The sequence below is a fragment of the Micromonospora sp. S4605 genome, from assembly GCF_003176715.1.
GTDB lineage: Bacteria > Actinomycetota > Actinomycetes > Mycobacteriales > Micromonosporaceae > Micromonospora > Micromonospora echinaurantiaca.
The window spans coordinates 1-22,544 of the sequence record NZ_QGSW01000385.1 but is presented as its reverse complement, the minus strand read 5'-3'; the positions used below and the strand labels follow the sequence as shown (position 1 = coordinate 22,544).

Annotated in this window: 26 protein-coding genes; 13 read left to right on the top strand and 13 right to left on the bottom strand. The window is 73.6% G+C overall.

Going from position 1 to position 22,544, the window contains the following annotated elements:
- The coding region (locus DLJ47_RS31315) for an aminotransferase class IV (protein WP_109905441.1) at window positions 1-806 on the bottom strand (806 nt) is incomplete at its 3' end.
- Window positions 807-874: 68 nt separating this feature from the next.
- On the opposite strand from DLJ47_RS31315, the gene DLJ47_RS31310 reads away from it, so the two are divergent.
- The 4 genes from DLJ47_RS31310 to DLJ47_RS31295 all read left to right on the top strand — a co-directional run bounded on the left by DLJ47_RS31310 (window position 875) and on the right by DLJ47_RS31295 (window position 4,402).
- Window positions 875-1,303, top strand: coding sequence for a Fur family transcriptional regulator (locus DLJ47_RS31310; protein WP_088996240.1), 429 nt, complete (start codon window positions 875-877; stop codon window positions 1,301-1,303).
- Window positions 1,300-2,421 carry a CAF17-like 4Fe-4S cluster assembly/insertion protein YgfZ gene (ygfZ, locus tag DLJ47_RS31305; protein WP_109905439.1) on the top strand — a complete coding sequence of 374 codons (1,122 nt, stop codon included), beginning with the start codon at window positions 1,300-1,302 and terminating at the stop codon, window positions 2,419-2,421. Before DLJ47_RS31310 ends, ygfZ begins: the two co-directional genes overlap by 4 nt.
- An 84-nt stretch (window positions 2,422-2,505) precedes the next feature.
- Complete coding sequence (locus DLJ47_RS31300; RefSeq protein ID WP_109905437.1) at window positions 2,506-3,348, top strand: 3-keto-5-aminohexanoate cleavage protein; 843 nt, start codon at window positions 2,506-2,508, stop codon at window positions 3,346-3,348.
- Between the two features lie 73 nt (window positions 3,349-3,421).
- The gene (locus DLJ47_RS31295; RefSeq protein WP_109905435.1) at window positions 3,422-4,402 is read left to right on the top strand and encodes an asparaginase; all 981 of its coding nucleotides are present in this window, start codon (window positions 3,422-3,424) and stop codon (window positions 4,400-4,402) included.
- Between the two features lie 69 nt (window positions 4,403-4,471).
- Here DLJ47_RS31295 and DLJ47_RS31290 read toward each other — a convergent pair whose 3' ends face one another.
- Entirely contained in the window at window positions 4,472-5,269 is a 798-nt protein-coding gene (locus DLJ47_RS31290) for an alpha/beta fold hydrolase (protein ID WP_109905434.1), read from the bottom strand.
- Window positions 5,270-5,379: 110 nt separating this feature from the next.
- Here DLJ47_RS31290 and DLJ47_RS31285 point away from each other — a divergent pair, with 110 nt between their 5' ends.
- From DLJ47_RS31285 to DLJ47_RS31265, 5 genes are all read left to right on the top strand, one after another.
- Entirely contained in the window at window positions 5,380-5,982 is a 603-nt protein-coding gene (locus DLJ47_RS31285) for a helix-turn-helix domain-containing protein (protein ID WP_109905433.1), read from the top strand.
- A complete protein-coding gene (locus tag DLJ47_RS31280) occupies window positions 5,979-6,698 on the top strand; it encodes a hypothetical protein (protein WP_109905432.1) in 720 nt (239 codons plus the stop codon). The genes DLJ47_RS31285 and DLJ47_RS31280 overlap by 4 nt, the downstream gene beginning before the upstream one ends.
- An 84-nt stretch (window positions 6,699-6,782) precedes the next feature.
- Window positions 6,783-7,097 (top strand): DUF2516 family protein, encoded by a 315-nt coding sequence (locus DLJ47_RS31275; RefSeq protein ID WP_088996233.1) that lies wholly within the window; start codon window positions 6,783-6,785, stop codon window positions 7,095-7,097.
- Window positions 7,094-7,981 carry an alpha/beta fold hydrolase gene (locus DLJ47_RS31270; protein WP_109905431.1) on the top strand — a complete coding sequence of 296 codons (888 nt, stop codon included), beginning with the start codon at window positions 7,094-7,096 and terminating at the stop codon, window positions 7,979-7,981. Before DLJ47_RS31275 ends, DLJ47_RS31270 begins: the two co-directional genes overlap by 4 nt.
- Window positions 7,982-7,992: 11 nt before the next feature.
- Complete coding sequence (locus tag DLJ47_RS31265) at window positions 7,993-8,730, top strand: alanyl-tRNA editing protein (RefSeq protein WP_109905430.1); 738 nt, start codon at window positions 7,993-7,995, stop codon at window positions 8,728-8,730.
- 454 nt (window positions 8,731-9,184) lie between these two features.
- Here DLJ47_RS31265 and DLJ47_RS31255 read toward each other — a convergent pair whose 3' ends face one another.
- Window positions 9,185-9,880: a nucleotidyltransferase domain-containing protein gene (locus DLJ47_RS31255; protein ID WP_109905445.1), complete on the bottom strand. Its 696-nt coding sequence runs from the start codon at window positions 9,878-9,880 to the stop codon at window positions 9,185-9,187.
- A 77-nt stretch (window positions 9,881-9,957) separates the two neighbouring features.
- On the opposite strand from DLJ47_RS31255, the gene DLJ47_RS31250 reads away from it, so the two are divergent.
- Window positions 9,958-10,872, top strand: a complete 915-nt coding sequence (locus DLJ47_RS31250) for an SDR family oxidoreductase (RefSeq protein WP_088996229.1) — start codon at window positions 9,958-9,960, stop codon at window positions 10,870-10,872.
- Here DLJ47_RS31250 and DLJ47_RS31245 read toward each other — a convergent pair.
- Genes DLJ47_RS31245 through DLJ47_RS31225 form a run of 5 tightly spaced genes read right to left on the bottom strand, consistent with a single transcriptional unit; the run spans window position 10,863 to window position 15,500 of the window.
- On the bottom strand, window positions 10,863-11,903 hold the full coding sequence (locus DLJ47_RS31245) for a helix-turn-helix transcriptional regulator (RefSeq protein WP_109905429.1): 1,041 nt from the start codon (window positions 11,901-11,903) through the stop codon (window positions 10,863-10,865). The two genes, DLJ47_RS31250 and DLJ47_RS31245, sit on opposite strands and share 10 nt — an antisense overlap.
- Before the next feature lie 24 nt (window positions 11,904-11,927).
- Window positions 11,928-12,569 (bottom strand): response regulator, encoded by a 642-nt coding sequence (locus tag DLJ47_RS31240; protein WP_109905428.1) that lies wholly within the window; start codon window positions 12,567-12,569, stop codon window positions 11,928-11,930.
- The gene (locus DLJ47_RS31235) at window positions 12,566-13,834 is read right to left on the bottom strand and encodes a sensor histidine kinase (protein WP_233258120.1); all 1,269 of its coding nucleotides are present in this window, start codon (window positions 13,832-13,834) and stop codon (window positions 12,566-12,568) included. The genes DLJ47_RS31240 and DLJ47_RS31235 overlap by 4 nt, the downstream gene beginning before the upstream one ends.
- Window positions 13,835-13,845: 11 nt before the next feature.
- Window positions 13,846-14,595: an ABC transporter permease gene (locus DLJ47_RS31230; RefSeq protein WP_233258119.1), complete on the bottom strand. Its 750-nt coding sequence runs from the start codon at window positions 14,593-14,595 to the stop codon at window positions 13,846-13,848.
- Window positions 14,592-15,500, bottom strand: a complete 909-nt coding sequence (locus DLJ47_RS31225; protein ID WP_109905425.1) for an ABC transporter ATP-binding protein — start codon at window positions 15,498-15,500, stop codon at window positions 14,592-14,594. Before DLJ47_RS31225 ends, DLJ47_RS31230 begins: the two co-directional genes overlap by 4 nt.
- A gap of 154 nt (window positions 15,501-15,654) precedes the next feature.
- Between DLJ47_RS31225 and DLJ47_RS31220 the strand changes: the two genes are divergently transcribed.
- From DLJ47_RS31220 to DLJ47_RS31210, 3 genes are all read left to right on the top strand, one after another.
- Window positions 15,655-16,446: an EI24 domain-containing protein gene (locus tag DLJ47_RS31220; protein ID WP_109905424.1), complete on the top strand. Its 792-nt coding sequence runs from the start codon at window positions 15,655-15,657 to the stop codon at window positions 16,444-16,446.
- Between the two features lies 1 nt (window position 16,447).
- On the top strand, window positions 16,448-16,960 hold the full coding sequence (locus tag DLJ47_RS31215) for an O-acetyl-ADP-ribose deacetylase (RefSeq protein ID WP_109905423.1): 513 nt from the start codon (window positions 16,448-16,450) through the stop codon (window positions 16,958-16,960).
- Between the two features lie 318 nt (window positions 16,961-17,278).
- Entirely contained in the window at window positions 17,279-17,551 is a 273-nt protein-coding gene (locus DLJ47_RS31210) for a hypothetical protein (protein ID WP_109905421.1), read from the top strand.
- 194 nt (window positions 17,552-17,745) lie between these two features.
- On the opposite strand, the gene DLJ47_RS31205 is transcribed toward DLJ47_RS31210, so the two are convergent.
- From DLJ47_RS31205 to DLJ47_RS31185, 5 genes are all read right to left on the bottom strand, one after another.
- Window positions 17,746-18,159, bottom strand: coding sequence for a RidA family protein (locus DLJ47_RS31205; RefSeq protein WP_109905419.1), 414 nt, complete (start codon window positions 18,157-18,159; stop codon window positions 17,746-17,748).
- 74 nt (window positions 18,160-18,233) lie between these two features.
- Window positions 18,234-19,241, bottom strand: a complete 1,008-nt coding sequence (locus DLJ47_RS31200) for a LacI family DNA-binding transcriptional regulator (protein WP_109905443.1) — start codon at window positions 19,239-19,241, stop codon at window positions 18,234-18,236.
- Window positions 19,242-19,261: 20 nt separating this feature from the next.
- Window positions 19,262-20,644, bottom strand: a complete 1,383-nt coding sequence (locus tag DLJ47_RS31195) for a GH1 family beta-glucosidase (protein ID WP_109905417.1) — start codon at window positions 20,642-20,644, stop codon at window positions 19,262-19,264.
- Window positions 20,641-21,474, bottom strand: a complete 834-nt coding sequence (locus DLJ47_RS31190) for a carbohydrate ABC transporter permease (protein ID WP_109905415.1) — start codon at window positions 21,472-21,474, stop codon at window positions 20,641-20,643. Before DLJ47_RS31190 ends, DLJ47_RS31195 begins: the two co-directional genes overlap by 4 nt.
- Complete coding sequence (locus DLJ47_RS31185) at window positions 21,471-22,472, bottom strand: carbohydrate ABC transporter permease (protein WP_109905413.1); 1,002 nt, start codon at window positions 22,470-22,472, stop codon at window positions 21,471-21,473. Before DLJ47_RS31185 ends, DLJ47_RS31190 begins: the two co-directional genes overlap by 4 nt.
- Window positions 22,473-22,544 lie beyond the last annotated feature (72 nt).

The window sequence follows — 22,544 nt, the reverse complement described above, 5'->3', positions numbered from 1 at the left end:
GTCAGGGGGGAGTCGGGGAGGTCGGTGTCATCGAGGGTGCGCAGGCGGGTGAGGCCGCGCACCGACGAGGTGAACCAGACGCCGTCGGCGGTGGCCAGCTCGGCCGGGGTGGCCAGCCGCTCGGCCGCCGCCAGACCCAGCTCGTGGGCGTGCCCGAGCAGCCAGGCGGCGGTGGTACCGGGCAGGATGCCGGTGTCGGCGGCGGGGACCGTGCAGAGCGTGTCGCCGGCCAGCCAGACCACGTTGGCGGTGGGCCCCTCCAGGGCGTACCCGTCGCTGGAGACCCAGAGCACGTCGTCCACGCCGGCCCGCCGCGCCCAGCGGCGGGCCGCGGTGCTCACCGCGTACGACGTCGACTTGATCCCGGCGGGCAGCCAGTCCAGGCCGGTCCGGGCCACCGCCGGCACGCCGAGCGGCAGCGTCGCCACGCTGATCCCGTCCCGGCGGGCGGCCTTGGCCGCGGCCGGCACCTCGGCCAGCGTGGCGTAGACGGTCGGCGGCCCGCCGTCCTCCGGGCCCCGGGTGCAGACCAGCCGCAGCGCGCCCTCTACCTCGGCGGGCCAGCCGGCGCAGATGGCGTCCAGCAGCTCGACCAGCGCTTCGGCGGGTGGCAGGGTCAGCTCCACGGCCGCCGCGGCGCAGGCCATCCGGGCCAGGTGCTCGTCGCGCAGCCAGGGCCGGCCGCCCCGCAGGTGCATCGTCTCGAAGAGCCCGTCGCCGCGCAGCACGCCCAGGTCGTCACCGCGCAGCACCGGCTCCCCGGCCGGCACGAGTCCCCGCCCGAGCACCGCGATCCTCGACGCCATGACCGCCGAGCGTAACCGCCTGCCCGCCGGGCCGGGGGTCGGCGCGATTACCGAACTATGATCGGACGGTGTCCGAATCCTCCCTCGCGGAACTGCTCCGGGCCCGTGGGCTGCGGCTGACGGCGCAGCGGCAGCTGGTCCTCCAGGCGGTGCTGGACCTGGGGCACGCCACCCCGGAACAGGTGCACAACGCGGTCCGGGAGGTGGCGGCCGGGGTCAACATCACCACCATCTACCGCACGCTGGAGCTGCTGGAACGGCTCGGCCTGGTGACGCACACCCATCTCTCGCACGGCTCGCCGACCTACCACGCGGCCGGCGAGGACCAGCACGTCCACCTGGTCTGCCGGGAGTGCGGCGCGATCGACGAGATCGACCCCGAGCTGCTCCGCCCGCTGGCCGACCAGTTGGCGAGCCAGCGTGGGTTCGGCGTGGACATCGGGCACGTGTCACTCTTCGGCGTCTGCGGCCGCTGTCAGAACGGGGACCAGGAATGATCGACATCGCGGGAGCGGTGGCCGTCGAGAGCATCGACGAGGCCAGCCGGGACCAGCCCGAGCCGGCGCACGCCGCGGCGGGCGTGCGCGGGGTGGCCGCGCACTACGGCGACCCGATGCGGGAGCAGCGGACGCTGGACACCGCGGTCGGCCTGGTCGACCGCTCGCACCGGGGGGTCGTCGCGGTGCCGGGCGAGGAACGGATCGGCTGGCTGCACACCCTCACCACCCAGCACCTGGCGCAGTTGACCCCCTACCAGGGCACCGAGTTGCTGGTGCTCTCCCCGCACGGGCACGTCGAGCAGCACGCCATGGTCACCGAGGACGGCGAGACCACCTGGTTGGACACCGAGCCGGGGGCCACCGAGGGGCTGCTGTCGTACCTGGAGAAGATGCGGTTCTTCAGCCGGGTCGAGCCGCGCGACGCGACTGTCGACCACGCGCTGCTCTCGCTGGTGGGGCCGGAGGCGCCCGCCGCCCTGGCCACGCTCGGCGTGACCGGGCTGGCCGAGCCCGACGTGGTCGCGGTGCCGGGTCCGAAGTTCCGTTCCGGCACCCTGCCGCCCCGCCCCACCGCGCTGTACGACGTCCGGCCGCTGCCGGTCGGCGGGTGGGCCCGGCGCGGCCCGCTCGGGGTGGACCTGCTGGTCCCCCGGGCCGCCATGGAGCAGGTGGTCGCGGAACTGCGCGGCGCGGGGGTGCCACCGGTCGGCCTCTGGGCGTACGAGGCGATCCGGGTGGCCGCCCGGCGGGCCCGGGTCGGGGTGGACACCGACCACCGGACCATCCCGGCCGAGGTGGATCTGATCGGCCCGGCCGTACACCTGGAGAAGGGCTGCTACCGGGGCCAGGAGACGGTGGCCCGGGTGCACAACCTGGGCCGGCCGCCGCGCCGGCTCGTCCTGCTGCACCTGGACGGGGTGACCACCGATCAGCCGCCGGCCGCCGGTACGCCGGTGAGCCTGGACGGCCGGACGGTGGGCTTCGTCGGCACCGCCGTGCATCACCACGAGCTGGGCCAGGTGGCCCTCGCGGTGCTCAAGCGGAACGTCCCGGACGACGCCCGGCTGCTGATCGGGGAGACCGCTGCCGCGATCGATCCGGTCCAGGGCGCCTGACGGCGAAAAGATCTCTCGTTGGCGACGTCAGCGCCGGAAAAGTTCCGGTCGACTGGCCTCGGGGCCGGGGTCTAGGATCCCGGCATGACGACAGGGACGTTGATCACGGTTGCCCCCACCGGTGCGGAGTCGGCGAAGGCGGAGGTGCCGGCGCTGCCGGTGACCCTCGACGAGTTGCTGCTGACCGCCAAGGAGTGCGAGGCGCTCGGCGCCGCCGTGATCCACGTCCACATCCGCGACGACGAGGCGAAGCCCACCCTGGACCAGGGCCGGCTGCGGGAGACGGTGGCGGCGCTGCGGGAGAGCACCGACCTGGTGGTGCAGCTCTCCTCGGGTGGCGCGGTGACCGACCCGGAGGCCGACCGGCTCGCCGTCCTCGACGCCGGCCCCGACATGGCCTCCTGCACCATGGGCACCGTCAACTTCGGCGACGACGTCTTCCTCAACCGTTGGGAGTTCATCGTCGACCTGCACACCCGGATGCAGGAGCGGGGCGTCGTGCCCGAGTACGAGATCTTCGACCTCGGCCACCTGACCGCCCTGCAACGCCTGCTCGGCAAGTACGGCCTGCCGGCCGGCGGGCACGTGCACGTCGACTTCGTGATGGGCGTGCCGGGCGGTATGCCGGGCACCACCGAGGCGCTGGTCGCCTGCCGCCAGGCGCTGCGCGACCTGCCCGAGGGCACCACCTTCTCGGCCACCGGCATCGGCCGCACCACCATCCCGGTGATGCTGGCCTCGCTGTCCACCGGCGGGCACCTGCGGGTCGGCATGGAGGACACGGTCACGTACGCCAAGGGCAGCCCGGTGGAGTCCAACATGCAGCTCGTCGCCCGGGCCGTCGGCTTCGCCCAGCTCGCCCAGCGCCCGCCGCTGACCACCGCGCAGGCCCGCGACCTGCTCGGCGTGCCGGCCGCCCGCCGGTAAGCGGCGAGCTCGCCGACGCTCCTGTACACAGAACTGCGGACGACCTGGTCACCCCGGCGCCCGCGGTCGCCCGATCGTCGGTACCGTCCACCCTGTGGGAAAGACGTACGAGGGCGGCGCGCCGCTCGCTGAGGTGGTCCGGTCCGGTTTCGTGGAGGGCGTGCACCGCGGTTCCGTGGTGGTGCTCGACGCGACCGGGGCGACGGTGGCCGGTGCCGGGGACGTGACCTCGCCGGTCTTTCCCCGCTCGGCGAACAAGCCGATGCAGGCGGTCGGGATGCTCCGCGCCGGCCTGCCGCTGACCGACCCGGCCGACCTGGCACTGGTCTCGGCGAGCCACGCCGGCGAGGAGTTCCACCTGGCCCGGGTCGGCGCGCTGCTGGCCCGGGCCGGCCTGGCCGAGTCGGCGCTGCACTGCCCGCCGGACCTGCCGGTCGGCGAGGCCGCCCGGGCCGCCGTGCTGCGCGCCGGTGGGGGCCCCAGCCGGATCCAGATGAACTGCTCCGGCAAGCACAGCGGGATGCTGCTGACCTGCGGCGCCGCCGGTTGGGCGCGGGACGGGTACTGGCGCCCCGAGCACCCGTTGCAGCAGCGGCTGCGGGACGCCATCGAGGAGTTCACCGGCGAGCGGGCGGCGGCGGTCGGGGTGGACGGCTGCGGCGCCCCGGTGCTCGCCGTCTCGCTGACCGGGCTGGCCGGGGCGTACCTGCGGCTGGTCTCGGCGGAGCCCGGCTCGGTGCCCCGGACGGTGGCCGACGCGATGCGCGCCCACCCGGAACTGGTCGGCGGCACCGAGGCGGACGACACCCGGCTGATGCGCGGGATCCCCGGCCTGCTGGCGAAGGTGGGCGCCGAAGGGGTGATCGCGGCGGCGCTGCCCGGCGTCGGGGCGGTCGCCGTGAAGATCGACGACGGCGCGGGCCGGGCTCGGATGCCGGTGCTGGTCTCCGCGCTGCGCCGGCTCGGCGTGGCCGCGCCGGTGCTGACGGAGTACGCCGAGCTGCCGCTCTTCGGCGGCGGCGTCCCGGTCGGGGCGGTCCGCCCGGTCTGGTGAGCCCGGGCGGCGGGCCGGTCCGACCCGGCACAGGTCGCCGGGTCGGCACAGGTCGGCGGAGCCGGCGGCTCAGCGGAGGAAGTCGAGCAGAGCGGCGTTGACCGGCTCCGGGCGTTCCAGCGGGAGCAGGTGGGCGGCGTCCGGCACGTCGGGCAGGCGTACCGCGTTTGGTGCCTCGGCGGCGATCCGGTCGGCGAGGCGGCTGATGTCCGGCACGTCGGCCGCGCCGGCGGTGACCAGGACGGGCATCCGCAGCTCGCCGAGGCGGTTGATCGCCGGCGGGTCCAGCTCGGCCACGTCCACCGCGCTGAGCGCCTGCTCGGCGGCGAGGGCCCGCTGGTCCATCTCCCGGGCGAAGGCGAGCAGCTCCGGGTCGACCTGCTCCGGGCGACGCCCGGGGCCGACCACCCAGAACCGCACCTCGGCGGCGGCGCTGGCCGCGAAGTCCTCCTGGTCGACCTCGCCCACCAGCTGGTCCCAGATCTCGTTGGCCTGCTCGGACCATTCGTGGCCGGGAACCGCGCTGCCGAACAGGGCGAGCGCCGTGACCCGCTCCGGGTGGGCCAGCGCGGTGTCGACCGCCACCGCCCCGCCGAACGAGCAGCCGACCAGGGCGGCCTGCGGCACGCGGAGCGCGTCCAGCAGCCCGACCACGTCGTCGTGGTGGGCGAACGGGGCGGGCGGCAGCTCGGAGTCGCCGTAGCCGCGCAGGTCGAGCGCGATCACCCGGTGTCGTACGGCCAGCACGCCGACCTGCTCGCGCCACATCCGCCGGTCGGCGATCCCGGCGTGCAGCAGCACCACCGGCGTACCACTGCCCACCTCGTCGTACGCCAGTTGGGCGCCGTTCACCTCGATCTTGGTCACCGGAGGACCGTACGCAGGGGGCGGTCCGGACGCAACCGCCTACTGAGACCTTGCTAACTCCGGTTAGCACTATGCTTGCAGGAGTTAGCAGGGCGGGCTAGCGTCGGGGTATGGCCACACCCAAGGACCTTCCCGACGTCGGCGGGTTCATTCGCGACCTGCGCCGCAACGCGAAGATCTCGCTCCGGCAGCTCGCCGAGCAGGCGGGGGTCAGCAACCCGTACCTCAGCCAGATCGAGCGCGGCCTGCGCAAGCCCAGCGCCGAGGTGCTCCAGCAGCTGGCCAGCGCGCTGCGGGTCTCCACTCCCGCGATGTACCTGCGGGCCGGGCTGCTCGACGACAAGGAGGGTCAGGGGGTGCTCGCGGCCATCGCCGTCGACCCCGACCTGACCATGGCGCAGAAGCAGTCGCTCAGCCAGATCTACGAGACGTTCCGCCGGGAGAACGCGCGGCTCGCCGAGGCGACGGCCGCGGCGGAGACCGCGCAGCAGCCCCCGGCGGCGGAGCCCACCGAGGCACCGCGGCCGTCCGCACCCGGGTCCGCCGAGGAGGCGCCCGCCCTGGTCAACCCGACCGTCACCGGTCCCACCACCGAAGCGGGCACGCCGACCGAGGCCGTGCTCGAGTCGGTCGCCGTCACCGAGGCCGGCGCCGCTCCCGCACCGACCCCTGCGAAGAAGGCCGCCGAGGCGGCCGAAGAGGAGAAGTCATGACCCAGCCGAAGACCAACCGCATCCCGGCTCCGATCTACGCCGCCGCCGGCGCCGGCGAGCTGGCCCTCCAGCAGCTGCGCAAGCTCCCCACCGTGGTCAGCGACCTCGGCACCAAGGTCGTCGCCGACCTCGGCGGCAAGGCCGTCGTCACCGGCTTCGAGCTGCGCCAGAAGGCCAACGAGACGCTGCGCACGGCGAACCAGACCGCCGGCAACCTGCGCGAGAAGGCCCCGGCCGACCTGCACAAGCTGCGCGAGGCGGCCGACCTGAACAAGCTGCGCGAGGTCGCCGACCTGAACAAGCTCCGCGAGGTCGCCGACCTCGACCGGCTGCGCGAGGTGGCCACCCGCAACGCCGCCGTCGTGGTGGCCGGCGCCCAGGCCGCCCAGGAGCGGGCGCTCGCCGCGTACGGCGCGCTGGTCGCTCGGGGTGAGCGGGTGGTCGGCGCCGGCGTGCTGGAGGCTGCCGACACGGTGAACGCCGACATCGAGGCGACCGAGGCCACCGCGCCGGCCGCCCCCGCGAAGCCGGCGGAACCGGTCGCCGAGGTGCCCACCCCGGCCGAGGTCGCCGAGGTCGTCGAGGCCAAGCCGGCCGCCGCGAAGAAGGCCACCACCCGGGCCCGCAAGACCACTGCCAAGGCGGTGAAGCCGGCCGCCACCCCGTCGGCGAAGCTGCCCCGGACCACCAAGCGGACCCGCCCGGCCGCCGAGTGATCCGCCGAGTGATCCGCTGAGCCTGGCGACCCCGGAGGCGTCCTTGTCGGACGTTTCCGGGGTCGCCGGCATAAGCTTGCCGTCATGGCCAACGCCGCGCCGCTCTTCGCCTTCGAAGTCCGCTACGTGATCGAGCTGATCCTGCTCGTCTTCGCGCTGATCATCCAGGGCGTCGCGCTGGTGCACGCCATCACCCAGCGATCCGACGCCTTCCCCGCCATCGGCACGCTGCCGAAGGGCGGCTGGATCGCCATCCTGGCGGTCTGCCTGGTGCTGACCCTGCTCGGGTTCGGCCCGATCAGCCTCTTCGGACTGATCGGCATCGCGGCCGCGCTGATCTACCTGCTCGACGTCCGGGTCGGGCTGCGCGACCTGAGCGACGGCAAAGGGTTCTGGTGAGAGGTTTCCGCTGGCCACCACCGCCGGACGGCGGGCCGCGCACCTGGGGTCCGGGGCCGGGTGGCCCGCGTACCGGGCGGCCGGCCCTGCCCGAACCGGAGACCGAGCTGGTCGCCACGCCGCACGGCGTACGGCTGGAACGGCTGGTCACCGGGGCCGGCGACCCGGTCACCGTGTTCGCCCACGGGTTGGGCAACGGCATCGCCACCACCCGGCCGTTCGGCAGCGGGGTCACCGGCCGCAAGCTCTTCTTCCAGTTCCGCGGGCACGGCCGCTCCGACGCGCCGCCCGGTCCGTGGAGCTACCTGGACCTCGCCCGTGACCTGCGGGCCGTCGCCGACCTCGGCGGGGCCACCCGGGCGTTCGGCGCGAGCCTCGGCGCGGGCGCGCTCTGCCGGCTGCTCGCCGAGAGCCCGGAGCGCTTCGACCGGCTGGTGTTCTTCCTGCCGGCGGTGCTCGACCGGCCGCGCGGCGAGGTCGCCCAGGCCCGGCTGACCGCGCTGCTCGACGCGGTGGAGAGCGGCGACGCCTCGACGGTCGCCGAGGTGGTCTCGGTGGAGCTGCCCCCGGCCGTGCGCAACACCCCGGCCGGTTGGGCGTACCTGCGCCAGCGACTGGACCAGCTGCTGCGCGACGGGCTCGCACCGGGGCTGGCCAGCCTGCCCGAGCAGGTGCCGCTGCGCGATGCCGGGGCGCTGGCCGCGGTGACCGCGCCCGCCCTGGTGATCGGGTGCGCCGGCGACGACCTGCACCCGGTGGAGGTCGCCGAGCAACTCGCGGCCGCGCTGCCGGCGGCCACCCTGCACGTGTACGACCGGCCCGGCGTGCTCTGGACCGAACGCGCCGACCTGCGAACGCGGATCTCCACCTTCCTCAACGAGTAACCTGCCCTGTCATGGGCGTCACACACCACGGACGTACGCACCGGCTGGACCTCGCCGACCCGACCCTGCGCGAGTGGCAGTGCACGGTGCTGCACGCCGACCCGGAGCAGGGCATCGTGCTCGACCGGTCGGCCTTCTACCCGGGCGGCGGCGGCCAGCCGCCGGACCACGGCGTACTGCTCTGGCAGGGGGTGCAGACCCGGATCGTCGGCACCCGCAAGGGCGACGACCTCTGGCTGATCCCGGCCGAGGGTGACCCGCTGCCGCCGGCCGGGACCACGGTCACCGGCGCGGTCGAGGACCAGCGTCGCACCCGGCTGATGCGTACCCACTCGGGGCTGCACGTGCTCTGCGGGGTGGTCTTCCGCGACTTCGGCGCGCTGGTCACCGGCGGCAACATGGAACCGGGCGAGGCCCGGATGGACTTCAACCTGCCCGAGGTGCCGCCGGACTTCAAGAGCCGGATCGAGGACCTGGTCAACGCCGAGGTGGCGGCCGACCGGGCGGTGGCCGTCCGGGTGCTGCCCCGGGCCGAGGCGCTCGCCCTGCCGGACATCATCCGCACCCAGTCCAACCTGATCCCGCCGGACGAGCAGGAGGTCCGGATCGTCGACATCGTCGGCCTGGACGTGCAGGCCGACGGCGGCACGCACGTCGCCTCGACGGCGCAGATCGGCAAGGTGCAGGTGGTCAAGGTGGAGAGCAAGGGCCGGGCCAACCGCCGGGTCCGGGTACGCCTGGCCGACTGAGCGGGTGGCTCCCGGCGCCGGGGTATCCGGCGCCGGGAGCCGCAACCGCACACCAGGTCGATGCGTTCCTCGATCGGGTAGCCGGCCCGGGCGAAGGCGGCCGCCATCGGGTGGTTGGTCTGGTCGGTGCCCGCCACGATCCGGTCCACCCCCCGCCTCGACCAGCAGGTGGGTGGTCTCGACCAGCAGGTCGTACGCGAACCCGTGGCCGCGCTGTTCGGGGAGCACGCCGAGAAAGCCGACGATCGGGTCGCCGTGGTTGCGTGCCGGCACGGTGATGCCGACCAGTTCACCCTCGGGCGTCCAGGCCAGCCGCCACCAGCCGCGCGGGCTCGGCAGCCAGCGCAGCAGGTCGAGTTCCTTCCTCGCCGCCGCGTCCGGCCCGTGCTCGGCGGCGGTGTGCCGGGTGTGCGCGTCCAGGCTGCCCTCACCCACCCGACGCAGCACGTCGAGGCTAGCGCGGGCGTAGCTCCGGCGGCAGGTGGGCGGCGCGGACGTCGAGCAGCCAGCGCTCGACAGCGGCCTCGTCGGGACGGTCCGGCAGCGGGGTGCGGATCCGGTCGAAGTCCCGTTCGGCCTCGGCCAGCAGCGCCCGCGCGTCGTCGACCTCGCCGCCGGCCACCCGCTCGCCGAACGCCCGGAACCACTCCGGGTCGGCGAGCCGGATCTCGAGTACCCCGGTGGCGTAGAGCAGCCGACCCTGGTGCACCAGCCGGGCCAGGTGCCGGGCGTGCTTCGCGGTCCGGCGGCGGGTGTCGGCCGAGAAGCTCCCGTCGCCGCGCGACCCCAGCTTGCGGAACTGGCGGCTGGCGTAGCCCAGGTAGGCGTCGCGGACCCGGGAGGCGCTGAGGAAGGCCGAGCGGATGGCGATCAGCCGCTCGCCGAACTCCGTCCGGGTCTCGTAGCAGTCGTCGGGCAGCCACATCAGCTCGGTGGCGGTCGGGTTGCCGCTCAGGCCCAGCCTCGCGTATTTGGCGGCCTCGTGCAGGGTCACGTCCGGGTCGGTGGTGACCACCGACTCGCGGGGCGGGTGCAGGCCGTGGAACGCGACAGTGGGCGCCGCGAACACGCCGATCCGGTCCACGTCCGAACCGGGCCGGGCCAGCCCGTACGCGACCGAGCCGACGATGCCGGAGAGCAGCAGGTGCATGCCGGCGAGCATGACGGACGACACCCGTCGCGCGAAACCCGACTTCGGCTGTCAGGTATTGCTGACACGCTCGACCCATGACGAAACCGCTGACAGGGAAGATCGCGCTGGTCGCCGGGGCGAGTCGGGGCGCCGGACGGCAGATCGCGGTGCAGTTGGGCGCCGCCGGAGCCACCGTCTACGCCACCGGGCGCAGCAGCCGAGCCGGCCGGTCGGAGCTGGGCCGGCCGGAGACCATCGAGGAGACCGCCGAGCTGGTCACCGCCGCCGGTGGCGAAGGCATCCCGGTCGTGGTCGACCACCTGGTTCCGGACCAGGTCCGCGACCTGGTCGCCCGGATCGACGCCGAGCAGGGCCGCCTCGACGTGCTGGTGAACGACATCTGGGGGGCAGAGTCGCTGGTCACCTGGCACAAGCCGGTCTGGGAGCAGCCGCTGGACGCCGGCTTCCGGACGCTCCGGCTGGCGATCGACACGCACATCGTCACCAGCCACCACGCCCTGCCGCTGCTGATCCGCCGCCCCGGCGGCCTGGTGGTCGAGATCGGCGACGGCACCAAGGAGTACAACGACGCGAACTACCGGCTCTCGGTCTTCTACGACCTGGCCAAGGTGTCGGTGAACCGGCTCGCCGAGAGCTGGGCGCACGAGCTGGCGCCGTACGGCTGCACCTCCGTCGCGCTCACCCCCGGCTGGCTGCGCTCCGAGCTCATGCTGGAGCACTTCGGGGTGACCGAGGAGAACTGGCGGGACGCGCTGGCCCGGGAGCCGCACTTCGCCATCTCGGAGTCGCCGGCGTTCGTCGGGCGGGCGGTCGCCGCCCTGGCTGCCGACGAGGACCGGGCCCGCTGGAACGGCAGGTCCGTCTCCAGCGGCGAACTGGCCCAGGTGTACGGCTTCACCGACCTCGACGGCAGCCGGCCGGACGCCTGGCGGTACATCGTCGAGGTGCAGGACCCGGGCAAGCCGGCGGACGTCACCGGCTACCGCTGACCGGCGGTCTCCGGAGGCTGCCCACCGGGGGCGTCGGGCGGGGAAGGCGGGGAAGGCGGCGACGTGGCGTAGCGGGCGGCGGCGCGGGCCGTCGCCTCGGCCAACCGGGCCCGCAGTTCCGGCGGTTCGAGCACCTCGACCTCCGGCCCCAGCCCGAGCAGTTGGGTGTACGCCACCACGAGGGACTCGACGGGCAGCCGGGTCATCACCCAGCCCTGCTCGTCGGGTTCCCCGGCGGCGGCCAGCGCCTCCTCGTACGCGAAGGGGGCGTCGGCGGTGTGCCGGAGCTGGCGCAGGCCGGCGGGGCTGAGCCGGACGGTCACCTCGGCCCGCAGCATGCTGCGCAGGAACGCCTCGGCCTGCTCCCGCCAGTACCCGGCCAGGTCGAACCCCTCGTCCCGGGCGAAGGTCTCCGCCCGCACCTCGACGCCGGTGACCCGGTCCACCCGGTACGTGCGGTACCCGTCGCCGACCCGGCCGACCAGGTACCAGATCCCGCTCTTGAGCACCAGCCCGTACGGCGACAGCTCCCGGGTGACCTCCCGGTCACCTCGCCGGTAGCGCAGCTCGACCACCCGGTCCCGCCAGACCGCCCCGGCCAGCTCGCCCAGCCACGGCGGCGGCCCGGTCTCCCGGAACCAGCCCGGCACGTCCAGGTGGAACCGCTGCCCGGTGCGGGCCGGCGCGTCCCGCAGCGCGGGCGGAAGCGCGGCCAGCACCTTCAGCTCGGCCGCCGCGACCGCGTCGGCGAGCCCCATGTCGCCGGCCGGGCCGGGCAGCCCGGCCAGGAAAAGCGCCTCCGCCTCGTCCCGGGTCAGCCCGGTCAACCGGGTCCGGTAGCCACCGAGCAGCCGGTAGCCGCCGGCCCGGCCCCGGTCGGCGTAGACCGGCACGCCGGCGGCGGAGAGCGCGAGCACGTCCCGGTAGACCGTCCGCTCGGAGACCTCCAGTTCCCGGGCCAGCTCCGCGGCGGTCATCGTCTCCCGCGCCTGGAGCAGCAGGACCAGGGAGATCAACCGGGATGCGCGCACCCGTCCATCCTGCCCCCGGGCGGTTCAGCGCCCGCCGGGGGTGAGCAGGCCCCGGTCGTACGCGGCGGCCACGGCGGCCGCCCGGTCGTTGACCCCGAGCTTGGCGTAGACGTGCAGCAGGTGGGTCTTGACAGTGGCCTCGCTGATGAACAGCCGGGCCGCCGCCTCCCGGTTGGAGGTGCCCCGGGCCACCAGGGTGAGCACCTCCAGCTCCCGCTGGCTCAGCGGCTCCTCGGCGGGCGCGCGCAACCGTCCCATCAGCCGGCCGGCCACGCTGGGGGAGAGCACCGCCTCGCCCCGCGCGGCGGCCCGCACCGCCCGGACCAGCTCGTCCCGGGGCGCGTCCTTGAGCAGGTAGCCGGTGGCGCCGGCCTCGATCGCCGGCAGCACGTCGGCGTCCGTGTCGTACGTGGTGAGCACCAGCACCTTGGCCGGGTTGCCGGCGCGGGCCAGCCGGCCGATCGCGGTCACCCCGTCCATCCCGGGCATCCGCAGGTCCATCAGCACCACGTCGGGGTGCAGGTGGGTGGCGAGCGCGAGCGCCTCGGCGCCGTCGCCGGCCTCGCCGACCACGTCGAAACCGGGGTCGCCGGTGAACATGCCGCGCAACCCGTCCCGCACCACCGGGTGGTCGTCGACGATCAGCAGCCGGACCGGGTTGGTCAACCGGCACCTCCGGGATGTGCGGGCACGGACGCCGAGACGGCGGTGCCGCCGCCCGGCTCACTCTCGATGGCCAGTTCGCCGCCGACCCCGGCCACCCGCTGCCGCATGGCGGTCAGCCCGTACCCGCCGTCGGGCCGGCGGGGCGCGGGCGGATCGGTGACTGCGAAGCCGACCCCGTCGTCCCGGACGTCCAGGGTGACCACGTCGCCCATGTACGACAGGGTCAGCCCGACCCGGGACGCCCTGGCGTGCCGGGCCACGTTGGCCAGCGCCTCCTGGCCGGTCCGCAGCAGGGTCACCTCGACCTCCGGGTGCAGCGGGCGGGCGTCGCCGGTGACGTTCACCTCGGCGCGCACCTCGTTGATGGTCGACCAGCGCCGGGTCAGCTCACCGAGGGCCTCGGGCAGCCGGGCGGTCTCCAGCGCCTCGGGCCGTACCGCCCGCACCGAGCGGCGTGCCTCGGTGAGGCTCTCCCGGGCCAGGGCGACAGCGGTGTCCACGTGCCGCTGCCAGTCGGCCCGCCGGTCCCGCGCCTGCCCGGCCGCCTCCAGCTGGGTGATGATGCCGGTGAGGCCCTGCGCCAGGGTGTCGTGGATCTCCCGGGCCATCCGCTGCCGCTCGTCGGTCACCCCGGCCTCCCGGGCCTGGGTGAGCAGCTGGGCGTGCAGCCCCTCGTTCTCCCGCATCGTCTCGGCCAGCCGGCGGTTCGCCTCGGCCAACTCCTCGACCAGCCGCTTGCGGTTGGCGTGCCGCCGGTCGGCGATGGTGCTGAACCAGACCATCCCACCGGCCGCGCCCAGGTTGAACAGCACCAGTACGCACCAGAGCAGCCAGTGCGACACGGAGGCCGGCAGGCCGCCGCCCTGCGCGGTGGCCGCCAGGACGGCCGAGGCGGCCACCCCGGCGAACCGCCAGTTGCCCGGCAGCAGCAACGAGTGCAGGAAGCCGGCCCAGCTGAAGAAGCCGTACCAGGGACTGATCAGCACCAGCACGGCGCTGAGCGCGAGCAGCCCGACGTAGTAGACGACCATCAGCGTGTGCCGGGTCGCCCAGCCGGGGTGCAGGCTGACGAACCAGGTGATCCAGCACGCCGCGGTCGCGGCGACCAGTAGGTGCGGGGCCAGGGGAAGGCCCAGGGGCGCCGGCGCGACGGTGGTGAGCAGTGCCCCGACGGCCAGCCCGACGTACGGGAGCACCCGGTGCAGGCGCGCCTCCCGGGTCTCCCAGGATGCCAGCCGGTCGACCTGCTCGGCGGTGCTGGTCATCGGACCCTCGCTCACTCCCAGCGGAACAGCTTCGCCGCTGCGGCGCCCGCGAGTACGGCGATGACCGCCATTATCGCCAGGTGCAGCGGTTGCGGTGCGTCGGCGGTCCAGGCATCGAGCAGTGCCTGCACACCGGGAGGCGTGTAGTCGCCGATCCGGACCAGGAAGTCCGGCAGCATGAACCGGGGAACGTAGACCCCGCCGAAGAACATGACCAGCATGAACACCGGGACCGCCACGGCCTGCGCCGCCTTGGTCGTGCGGGCCACCGCCGCCACCAGCAGCCCCAGCGCGAGCAGCGCCGCCGTGCCGAGGACGAGCGCCAGCGCGAATCCGAGCGGATGCCGGGGCAGCGGCACGTCGAAGGCCAGCCGGCCGACCACGATCAGCAGTACGGCACTGATCACGATGGTGGCGAGCGAGATGACCAGTTGGGCGGCCAGCAGTGCGGCCGGGCTGGCCGGGGTGGTGGCCAACCGGCGCAGCACCCCGCGCTCCCGGTAGGTGGCCAGCACCGTGGGCAGGATGTTCACCGCCGCCATGGCGAGCGTGATCACCAGCAGCGACGGTGCGAAGTACTGGATGAAGGACAGGTCGCCGAAGTCCGGATTCGGCTCCCGCATCGCCGGGATCAGCCCGAACACCGCCAACAGCAGCAGCGGCAACGCGACGGTGATCAGCGGCGCGGCGAAGTCCCGCAGGTAGAGTCTCGTCTCGATCTTGAGGATCTGCCCGAAGGCGTGCATGTCGTTCTCTCTCACTCGGCGGGCCGGTGCCCGGTCAGCTCGACGAAGGCGTCGTCCAGGGTGGACTGCTCCAGCCGCAGGTCGGCGGCGACGATCTGGTTGCGGGCCAGCACCGAGGTCACCGCGTGCAGCACGTCACCGGTACCGGTCACCACCACCTGGCGCCCGGTGCGGTGCACGCCGGTCACCTCGGGCAGGTCGGTGAAGAGCTGGTCGTCCACCGGGGCGGACGGCCGGAACCGGACCCGCTGCTCGGGCGCCACCCGCGACACCAGGCCGGCCGGGCTGTCCAGCGCCACGACGCGCCCGCGGTCGATCACCGCCACCCGGTCGCAGAGCCGCTCGGCCTCCTCCATGAAGTGGGTGACCAGCACGATCGTCACCCCGCTGTCCCGGACCTGCTCGATGAGGGCCCAGGTGTCCCGTCGCGCCTGCGGGTCCAGCCCGGTGGTCAGTTCGTCCAGGATGGCGATCTCGGGATTGCCGACCAGCGCGAGCGCGATGGACAGCCGCTGCTTCTGACCGCCGGAGAGCTTCTTGTACGCGGTCTTCCGCTTGTCGCCCAGACCCAGCTTGTCGATCAGCTCGGCCGGGTCGGCCGGGTCGCGGTAGAACGAGGCGTACAGCTCCAGCGCCTCGCCGACCCGCAGTTGGTCGGGCAGCTGGCTCTCCTGGAGCTGCACCCCGACCCGCTCCCGGAGCTGGGTCGCCTCGCGGCGGGGATCGAGCCCGAGGACCGACACCCCGCCGGAGTCGGGGACGCGCAGTCCGGCGACACACTCCACCGTGGTGGTCTTGCCGGCGCCGTTCGGGCCGAGGATCCCGAAGATCTCCCCGGCCTCGACCGCGAACGACACGTCGTCCACGGCCACCAGCTCGCCGTACCGCTTGTGCAGGTTGGTCACCTCGATGACCGGCATCGCGCCGCCTTCCGCCGTCTGCTGTCCGTACGTCGAGGATGGCCGCGCGGACGCGGCGGCGGATCGACCACGCGGCGATCTTGGAGGACGGCCTCGGTCGACCCCGGCGATCCACCAACCGGTTGATGCGCGGGCGGCCACTAGGCTTCCCGTCGTGAACGCACCCCGTCTCGCCGCGCCCGTCACCGGCGCCGCCCGCCGGTTCTTCACCGGCGTCGGGCTGCTGCTGCGTGGGCTCGCCCTCTACGTCCGCAGCCCCGGCCTGATGCTGCTCGGCATCGTGCCGGCACTGATCTCCGGTGCGCTGTTCGTCGCCGCGTTCGTCGCCCTGGCGTTCTTCGTGGACGACCTGGCCGAGCTGGTCACCCCGTTCGCCGACGACTGGTCGGCGACCCCGCGCAACCTGGTCCGGGTGGTCGCGGCGCTGGCCTTCCTCGGGCTGGGCGGCCTGCTCGGGGTACTCACCTTCACCGCTGTCACGCTGGTGATCGGCGACCCGTTCTACGAGAAGATCTCGGAACGGGTGGAGGAGCGGCTCGGCGGCACGCCGGGCGCGGTCGAGGTGCCGTTCTGGTCGTCGCTGGCCCGCAGCCTGGCCGACTCCGCCCGGCTGGTGGCCCTGTCGGTGCTGTTCGGCATACCGCTCTTCGCGGCCGGTTTCATCCCGGTGGTCGGGCAGACGGTGATCCCGGTGATCGGCGCGGCGGTGGGCGGCTGGCTGCTCGCGCTGGAACTGGTCGGCGCGCCCTTCTACCGGCGCGGGATGCGACTGCCGGACCGCCGGTCGGTCCTCAAGGCGGACCGGCCCACCGCGTTGGGCTTCGGGGTGGCGGTGTTCGTCTGCTTCCTGATCCCGCTCGGCGCGGTGCTCGTCATGCCGGCCGCGGTCGCCGGCGCCACGCTGCTGGCCCGCCGGTCGCTCGGCCAGTCCATCGAGGAGGGCTGACATGCGGGTCGTCCTGGTCGAGGGGGACATCACCGCGCAGCAGGTGGACGTGATCGTCAACGCGGCGAACTCGTCGCTGCTCGGCGGCGGGGGCGTGGACGGCGCGATCCACCGGCGCGGCGGCCCGGCCATCCTGGCCGAGTGCCGGGCGCTGCGCGCCGCCCGCTACGAGCGTGGGTTGCCGACCGGCCAGGCCGTGGCGACCACCGCCGGCGACCTGCCGGCCCGCTGGGTGGTGCACACCGTCGGGCCGGTCTGGTCGGCCACCGAGGACCGGTCGGCGCTGCTGCGCGACTGCTACGCCAACAGCCTGCGGATCGCCGACGAGCTGGGTGCCCGGACGGTGGCGTTCCCGCTCGTCTCGGCCGGCGTCTACGGCTGGCCGGTCGAGGACGCGGTCGGCCACGCCCTGACCGTGCTGCGCGCCGCCACCCCGGCGAACGTCACCGAGGCGCGGCTGGTGCTCTTCGGGCCCGACACCTACCGGGTCGCCCAGCGCGTCCAGGCCGGCTGAGCCCCGCCGTAGCGCGCCCCCGCCGGTCGCAGCGCGGCCCCGCCGGTCGCAGACCCGAACCGTTTTTGCGAAGATGATTCCGGATCTGCCGGCGTTTCGCGCCGGGTTTCGCCCGTAGATCGTCGTTTCTGCTCGCATCGTCCCGTATTAGCAGTTAATACCTATTTTCACCGCCACGGGAAGAACTGCGTTTTCCGTGCCTTTCTGTCGGGAAATTGTGGTGGGACAATCCGCCCGATAAACGCCCTCATCGGGCTATTCGCCTATACATTTCCTCCGTGCCGGTAATCGACGCCGGTGACGACATGGGGGTGAGCGATGAGGGCAGCCTTCGCGCGCCGGGCCGCCGCCACGGTGGCGGTCGGCGTGCTGGTGTGGGGCGAGGCGTCGTCGGCCCTGGCCTGGACCGACCTCGACCAGAGCGCCACCCCGACCGCCGAGCCACCGGCCGCCGACGCGCCGGTCGACCGGGATGCGCAGCCGGCCGGATCGTGGGGCGGGGACGTCGTCCCGCTGGCGGCGCTCGGGCTCGGCCTGGTCGTGCTCGGCAGCGTGCTCAACGGCGCCCACCGCCAGCAGGCGGACGACTGAACAGCTTTACCCGAACGTAGCTCCGGCCTCCGCGCAGTGCGGTCGTGGGAGCCGGGCTACGGGGCCGGGGGCCTCTCCGTCGCCGGGAGGGGCCCCCGCTGCCGTACCGGGGCGGTTCCCCCGGCGACGGCGCGGGGCCGGCACGCTCGCGTGGCGGGCCGTGGCGAAGGCCGGCCGGCTCCGCACCGAACGGGTCAGGCTGCCGACCGGACGGCGGCGACCGCCTCCACCTCGACCAGTTGGTCGTCGTAGCCGAGCACGGCCACCCCGAGCAGGGTGCTCGGCGGGTCGTGGTCGCCGAAGTGGTCGCGGACCACCTCCCAGACGGTGACCAGGTCGTCCTGCCGGTTCGAGGCCACGTAGACGGTGGTCTTGACCACGTCGGCGAGCCGGGCACCGGCCGTCGCGAGGGCGGTCTCCAGGTTGGTCATCACCTGCCGCGCCTGGGCGGCGTGATCACCGGGCGCCACCGTGCGGCCGTCCGCGTCGAGCGGGCAGGCGCCGGCGGTGAAGACCAGCCGGGCGGGCGGCTCCACGGTGGCGGCGTACGCGTACTCGGCGACGTCGGAGAGGGCGGGTACGTGGATCAGGCGGGTCGGATCGGGCACCGGCCGACGCTACCGCCGGCCGCCGCACCCGCTCGACCGAAATATCCGCCGCAGCGGGCGGCTGCGCGTCCCGGTCAGGCGGACTCGCGCCGGATCAGCTCGGTCGGCAGGACCAGGGCGGTCTCGATGGTCTCGCCGGCGGCCAACCGGAGCAGCTGGCGGGTCATCTGCCGGCCGATCTCCTGGATCGGCTGCCGGACGGTGGTCAGCGGCGGCTCGGTGTAGGCGGCCGTCTCGATGTCGTCGAAACCGATCACCGCCACGTCCTCCGGCACCCGCCGCCCGGCCTCCCGCAGCGTACGCAGAGCGGCGTGCGCCATCAGGTCGGAGGCGGCGAAGACCGCGTCCAGGTCGGGGTGTTCGGCGAGCAGCTGCCGCATCGCCGCCGCCCCGGACTCCCGGGTGAAGTCGCCGTACGCCACCAGCTCGGGCAGCCCGGCCGCGGACACCGTGTCCCGGTAGCCGGAGAGCCGCTCGATCCCGGCGACCATGTCCTGCGGGCCGGCGATGGTGGCGATCCGTCGCCGGCCGATGTCGATCAGGTGCCGGATCGCGGCGGTCACCCCGCCCACCTGGTCGACGTCCACGTACGGCACGTCGGCCGCGCCGAGCGGCCGGCCGCTGCACACCACCGGGATGCCGAGCCGGGCGAGCCGGCCGGGCAGCGGGTCGGCGCCGTGCAGCGACGCGAAGAGCACCCCGTCGACGTGCCGCCCGGTGGTGTACCGCTCCACCCGGGCGTGCCCGGCCGGCGAGCCGGCCAGCATCAGCACCAACTGCTTGTCGGCCGCCTCCAGCTCCTGGCTGACCCCGAGGATGATGCCCGGGAAGACCTGGTCGTCGGAGAAGACCCGGGTGGCCGCCTCCGGCATGACCAGGGCGATCGAGTCGGTCCGCTGGGTGACCAGGCTGCGGGCGGCCAGGTTCGGCACGTACCCCAGCTCGGCCACCGCCCGGTTGACCGCCTCCCGGATCGGTTCGGCCACCGTGGTGGAGCCGTTCACCACCCGGGAGACGGTGGCCCGGGAGACCCCGGCCCGGCGGGCCACCGCTTCCAGCGTCGGCCGTTGCGCCGTCGTCATGGCCGCCATCCCCCCGCTCGTCACAGCCCGTTCCGGGAGATCACCTCCTGGTACCACCGGGCGCTGGCCTTCGGTGTGCGCCGCTGGGTCAGGTAGTCGACGTGGACGATCCCGAACCGCTTGCGGTAACCCTCCGCCCACTCGAAGTTGTCCAGCAATGACCATACGAGATAGCCGCGCAGGTCCACCCCCCGGGCGATGGCCTCGTGCGCGGCGCGCAGGTGTCCGTCGAGGTAGGCGATCCGGTCGGTGTCCATCACCCCGCCCGCGCCGCCCGGGCCGTCCACCCCGGGCTTGTCCGGGAACGCCGCGCCGTTCTCGGTGATCAGCAGCGGCACGCCCGGGTAGTCGGTGGCGATCCGTTCCAGCAGCCGGGTCAGGCCGGCCGGTTCGATCATCCACCCCATGTCGGTCAGCGGCCCGACCGGCGGCAGGAACTCCACCGCGCCCTCGGTGCCGGGATAGGCGCCGCCGCCCCCGGCCCCGCCGGGCCGGCCGGCGACGTAGGTCGGCTGGTAGTAGTTGATCCCGAGCAGGTCGATCGGCGCGGCGATCAGCTTCTCGTCGCCGTCCCGGACGAACGCCGGCTCGACGAACCCGCCGACGTGCTCCAGCACATCCTCCGGGTAGCCGCCGGCCAGCAGTGGGTCCAGGAAGATCCGGTTGTGCAGGCCGTCGACCAGGCGCACCGCCGCGGCGTCGGCGGCGCTGGCCGGGTCGGCGGGGCGCACGTCGGCCGGGTTGAGGGTGATCCCGATCGTCTCCGCGCCGGCCGCGCGCAGCGCCCGGGCCGCCAGGCCGTGCCCGAGCAGCAGATGGTGTACGGCGGTGAAGGCCGCCGCGGGGTCCTGCTCGCCGGGCGCGTGCACCCCGTTGCCGTACCCGAGGTAGGCCGAGCACCACGGCTCGTTGAGCGTGGTCCAGGTGCCCACCCGGTCGCCGAGGCGGGCGTGCACAGCGGTGGCGTACGTGGCGAAGTGCTCGGCGGTCTCCCGGTTGGTCCAGCCGCCCCGGTCGCCCAGTGCCTGTGGCAGGTCCCAGTGGTAGAGCGTGACGATCGGGTCGATGCCCCGGTCGAGCAGCGCGTCGACCAGCCGGTCGTAGAAGTCCAGGCCGCGCGGGTTGACCGCGCCGGTGCCGTCCGGCTGGATCCGGGGCCAGGCCACCGAGAAGCGGTACGCCCGCAGCCCCAGCTCCGCCATCAGCGCCACGTCGTCGGCGTACCGGTGGTAGTGGTCGCAGGCCACGTCGCCGGTGTGCCCCTGGTGCACCTTCCCCGGCGTACGGCTGAAGGTGTCCCAGATGGACGGGCCGCGACCGTCGTCGCGGGCCGCGCCCTCGATCTGGTAGGCGGCGGTGGCGGCGCCCCAGAGGAAGTTCTCGGGAAATCGGAGATTGCTCAAGCCTTGACCGCACCTTCCATGATGCCGCCGATGATCTGGCGGCCGAACAGGACGAAGACCAGCAGCAGCGGGAGCGTCGCGATGGCCGTACCGGTGAACACCTGCGACATGTCCTGGTAGTACCCGTCGGACAGGGCCCGCAGGGAGAGCTGCACGGTCGGGTTCTCCGGGTCGTTGAGCACAGCGTACGGCCAGAGGAAGTCGTTCCAGGTCGTCATGAAGGTGAGCAGGCCGAGCACCGCCGCGGCGGGGCGCAGCGCGGGCAGCACCACGTTCCAGTAGATCCGGGCCGTGCCGCAACCGTCGACCCGGGCCGCCTCGATCAGCTCGGTGCTGACCGCCTGGCCGGCGTACTGCCGCATCATGAACACCCCGAAGCCGGTGACCAGCGCCGGCACGATCACCGCCGGCAGCCGGTCGTTCCAGTTCAGCTTCGTCATCAGCAGGTACAGCGGGATGACACCGAGCTGGGTCGGCACCATCATGGTCGCGATGATCACCAGCAGTAGCGCGTTGCGGCCGCGGAAGCGCAGCTTGGCGAAGGCGAAGCCGGCCAGGGTGGAGAAGAACACCACCGAGACGGTGACCGTGGTCGACACGATCGCCGAGTTGATCAGGCCGGTCAGGAAGTACGCGTCGGTGTTGTCGAACAGTCGGGCGATGTTCGCGCCCAGGTTGCCGCCGGGGGTGACCGGCGGCGGCACCTGCCCCATCGCGTCGCTGGACCGGCTGGCCACCACGAACATCCAGTAGATCGGAAAGATCGACAGGAACGCGGCGGCGAGCAGCGCGCCGTACGTCAGCGGGCTGGCCCGCCACAGCCGGCTCATCGGAGGTCTCCCTTCGCGGCCCGGCCACCGGGCGTCTGCCCGCCGAGCCGCCGGATGATCAGTACGTTGACCGCCGCCACGACGGCGATCAGGGCGAAGAGCAGCCACGCCACCGCCGAGCCGTAGCCGAAGTTGTAGTGCGGCGCGAAGGCGTTCTCGAACATGTACATGGTGACCGTCTGTGACTCGCGCAGCGGTCCGCCGCGGATCGGGTTGGTCCCGGAGTGGAACAACCGCGGCTCGGTGAAGAGCTGGAGCCCGCCGATGGTGGAGATGATGACCGCGAAGATGATCGTCGGCCGGAGCAGCGGCACGGTGATCGACCAGAACTGTCGGGCGCGGTTCGCCCCGTCGATCGCCGCCGACTCGTAGAGGTCCCGCGGGATGGCCTGCATGGCGGCGAGGAAGATCAGCGCGTTGTAGCCGGTCCACCGCCAGTCGACCATCGTCGAGATGGCCACCCAGGAGGCGAACCGGTCCGACTTCCAGTTGATCGCATCGATCCCGACCAGGTCGAGCAGCCAGTTCACCATGCCGAACTCACGGCCGAAGAGCACCCCGAAGACGATCGCGACGGCGGCGGTGGAGGTGACGTTCGGGACCAGCACCGCCATCCGCCATCCGGTGCGGGCCCGCAGCGACCGGTTGAGCAGGTTGGCCAGCCAGAGCGCGGCGAGCAGCTGCGGGACGGTGGAGATGACGAAGATGCCGAGGGTGTTCACCACCGCGTGCCAGAAGTCGGCGTCGGCCAGCAGCCGGGTGTAGTTCTCCGCGCCGACGAACGGGTGGTCGCTGCCGAGCAGGTCCCAGTCGTGCAGCGAGACCCAGAACGTGTAGCCCAGCGGGTACACCCCGAACACCGCGAAGAGCAGGAAGAACGGGGCGATGTAGAGGTAGGGCGAGTACCTGGTGTCGAACCGGCTGAGCCGGTGCGCCCGGGTGGGCCGGGCGGCGGCCGCCGGTACCACCGGAGGCCGCGCGTCGAGCTGGACGCTCATGGCCGGAAACTCCTTTCCACGCCGCCTGCCCGCCCCGCGCCCCGGTTCGCCCGACCCGGGTCGGGCGAACCG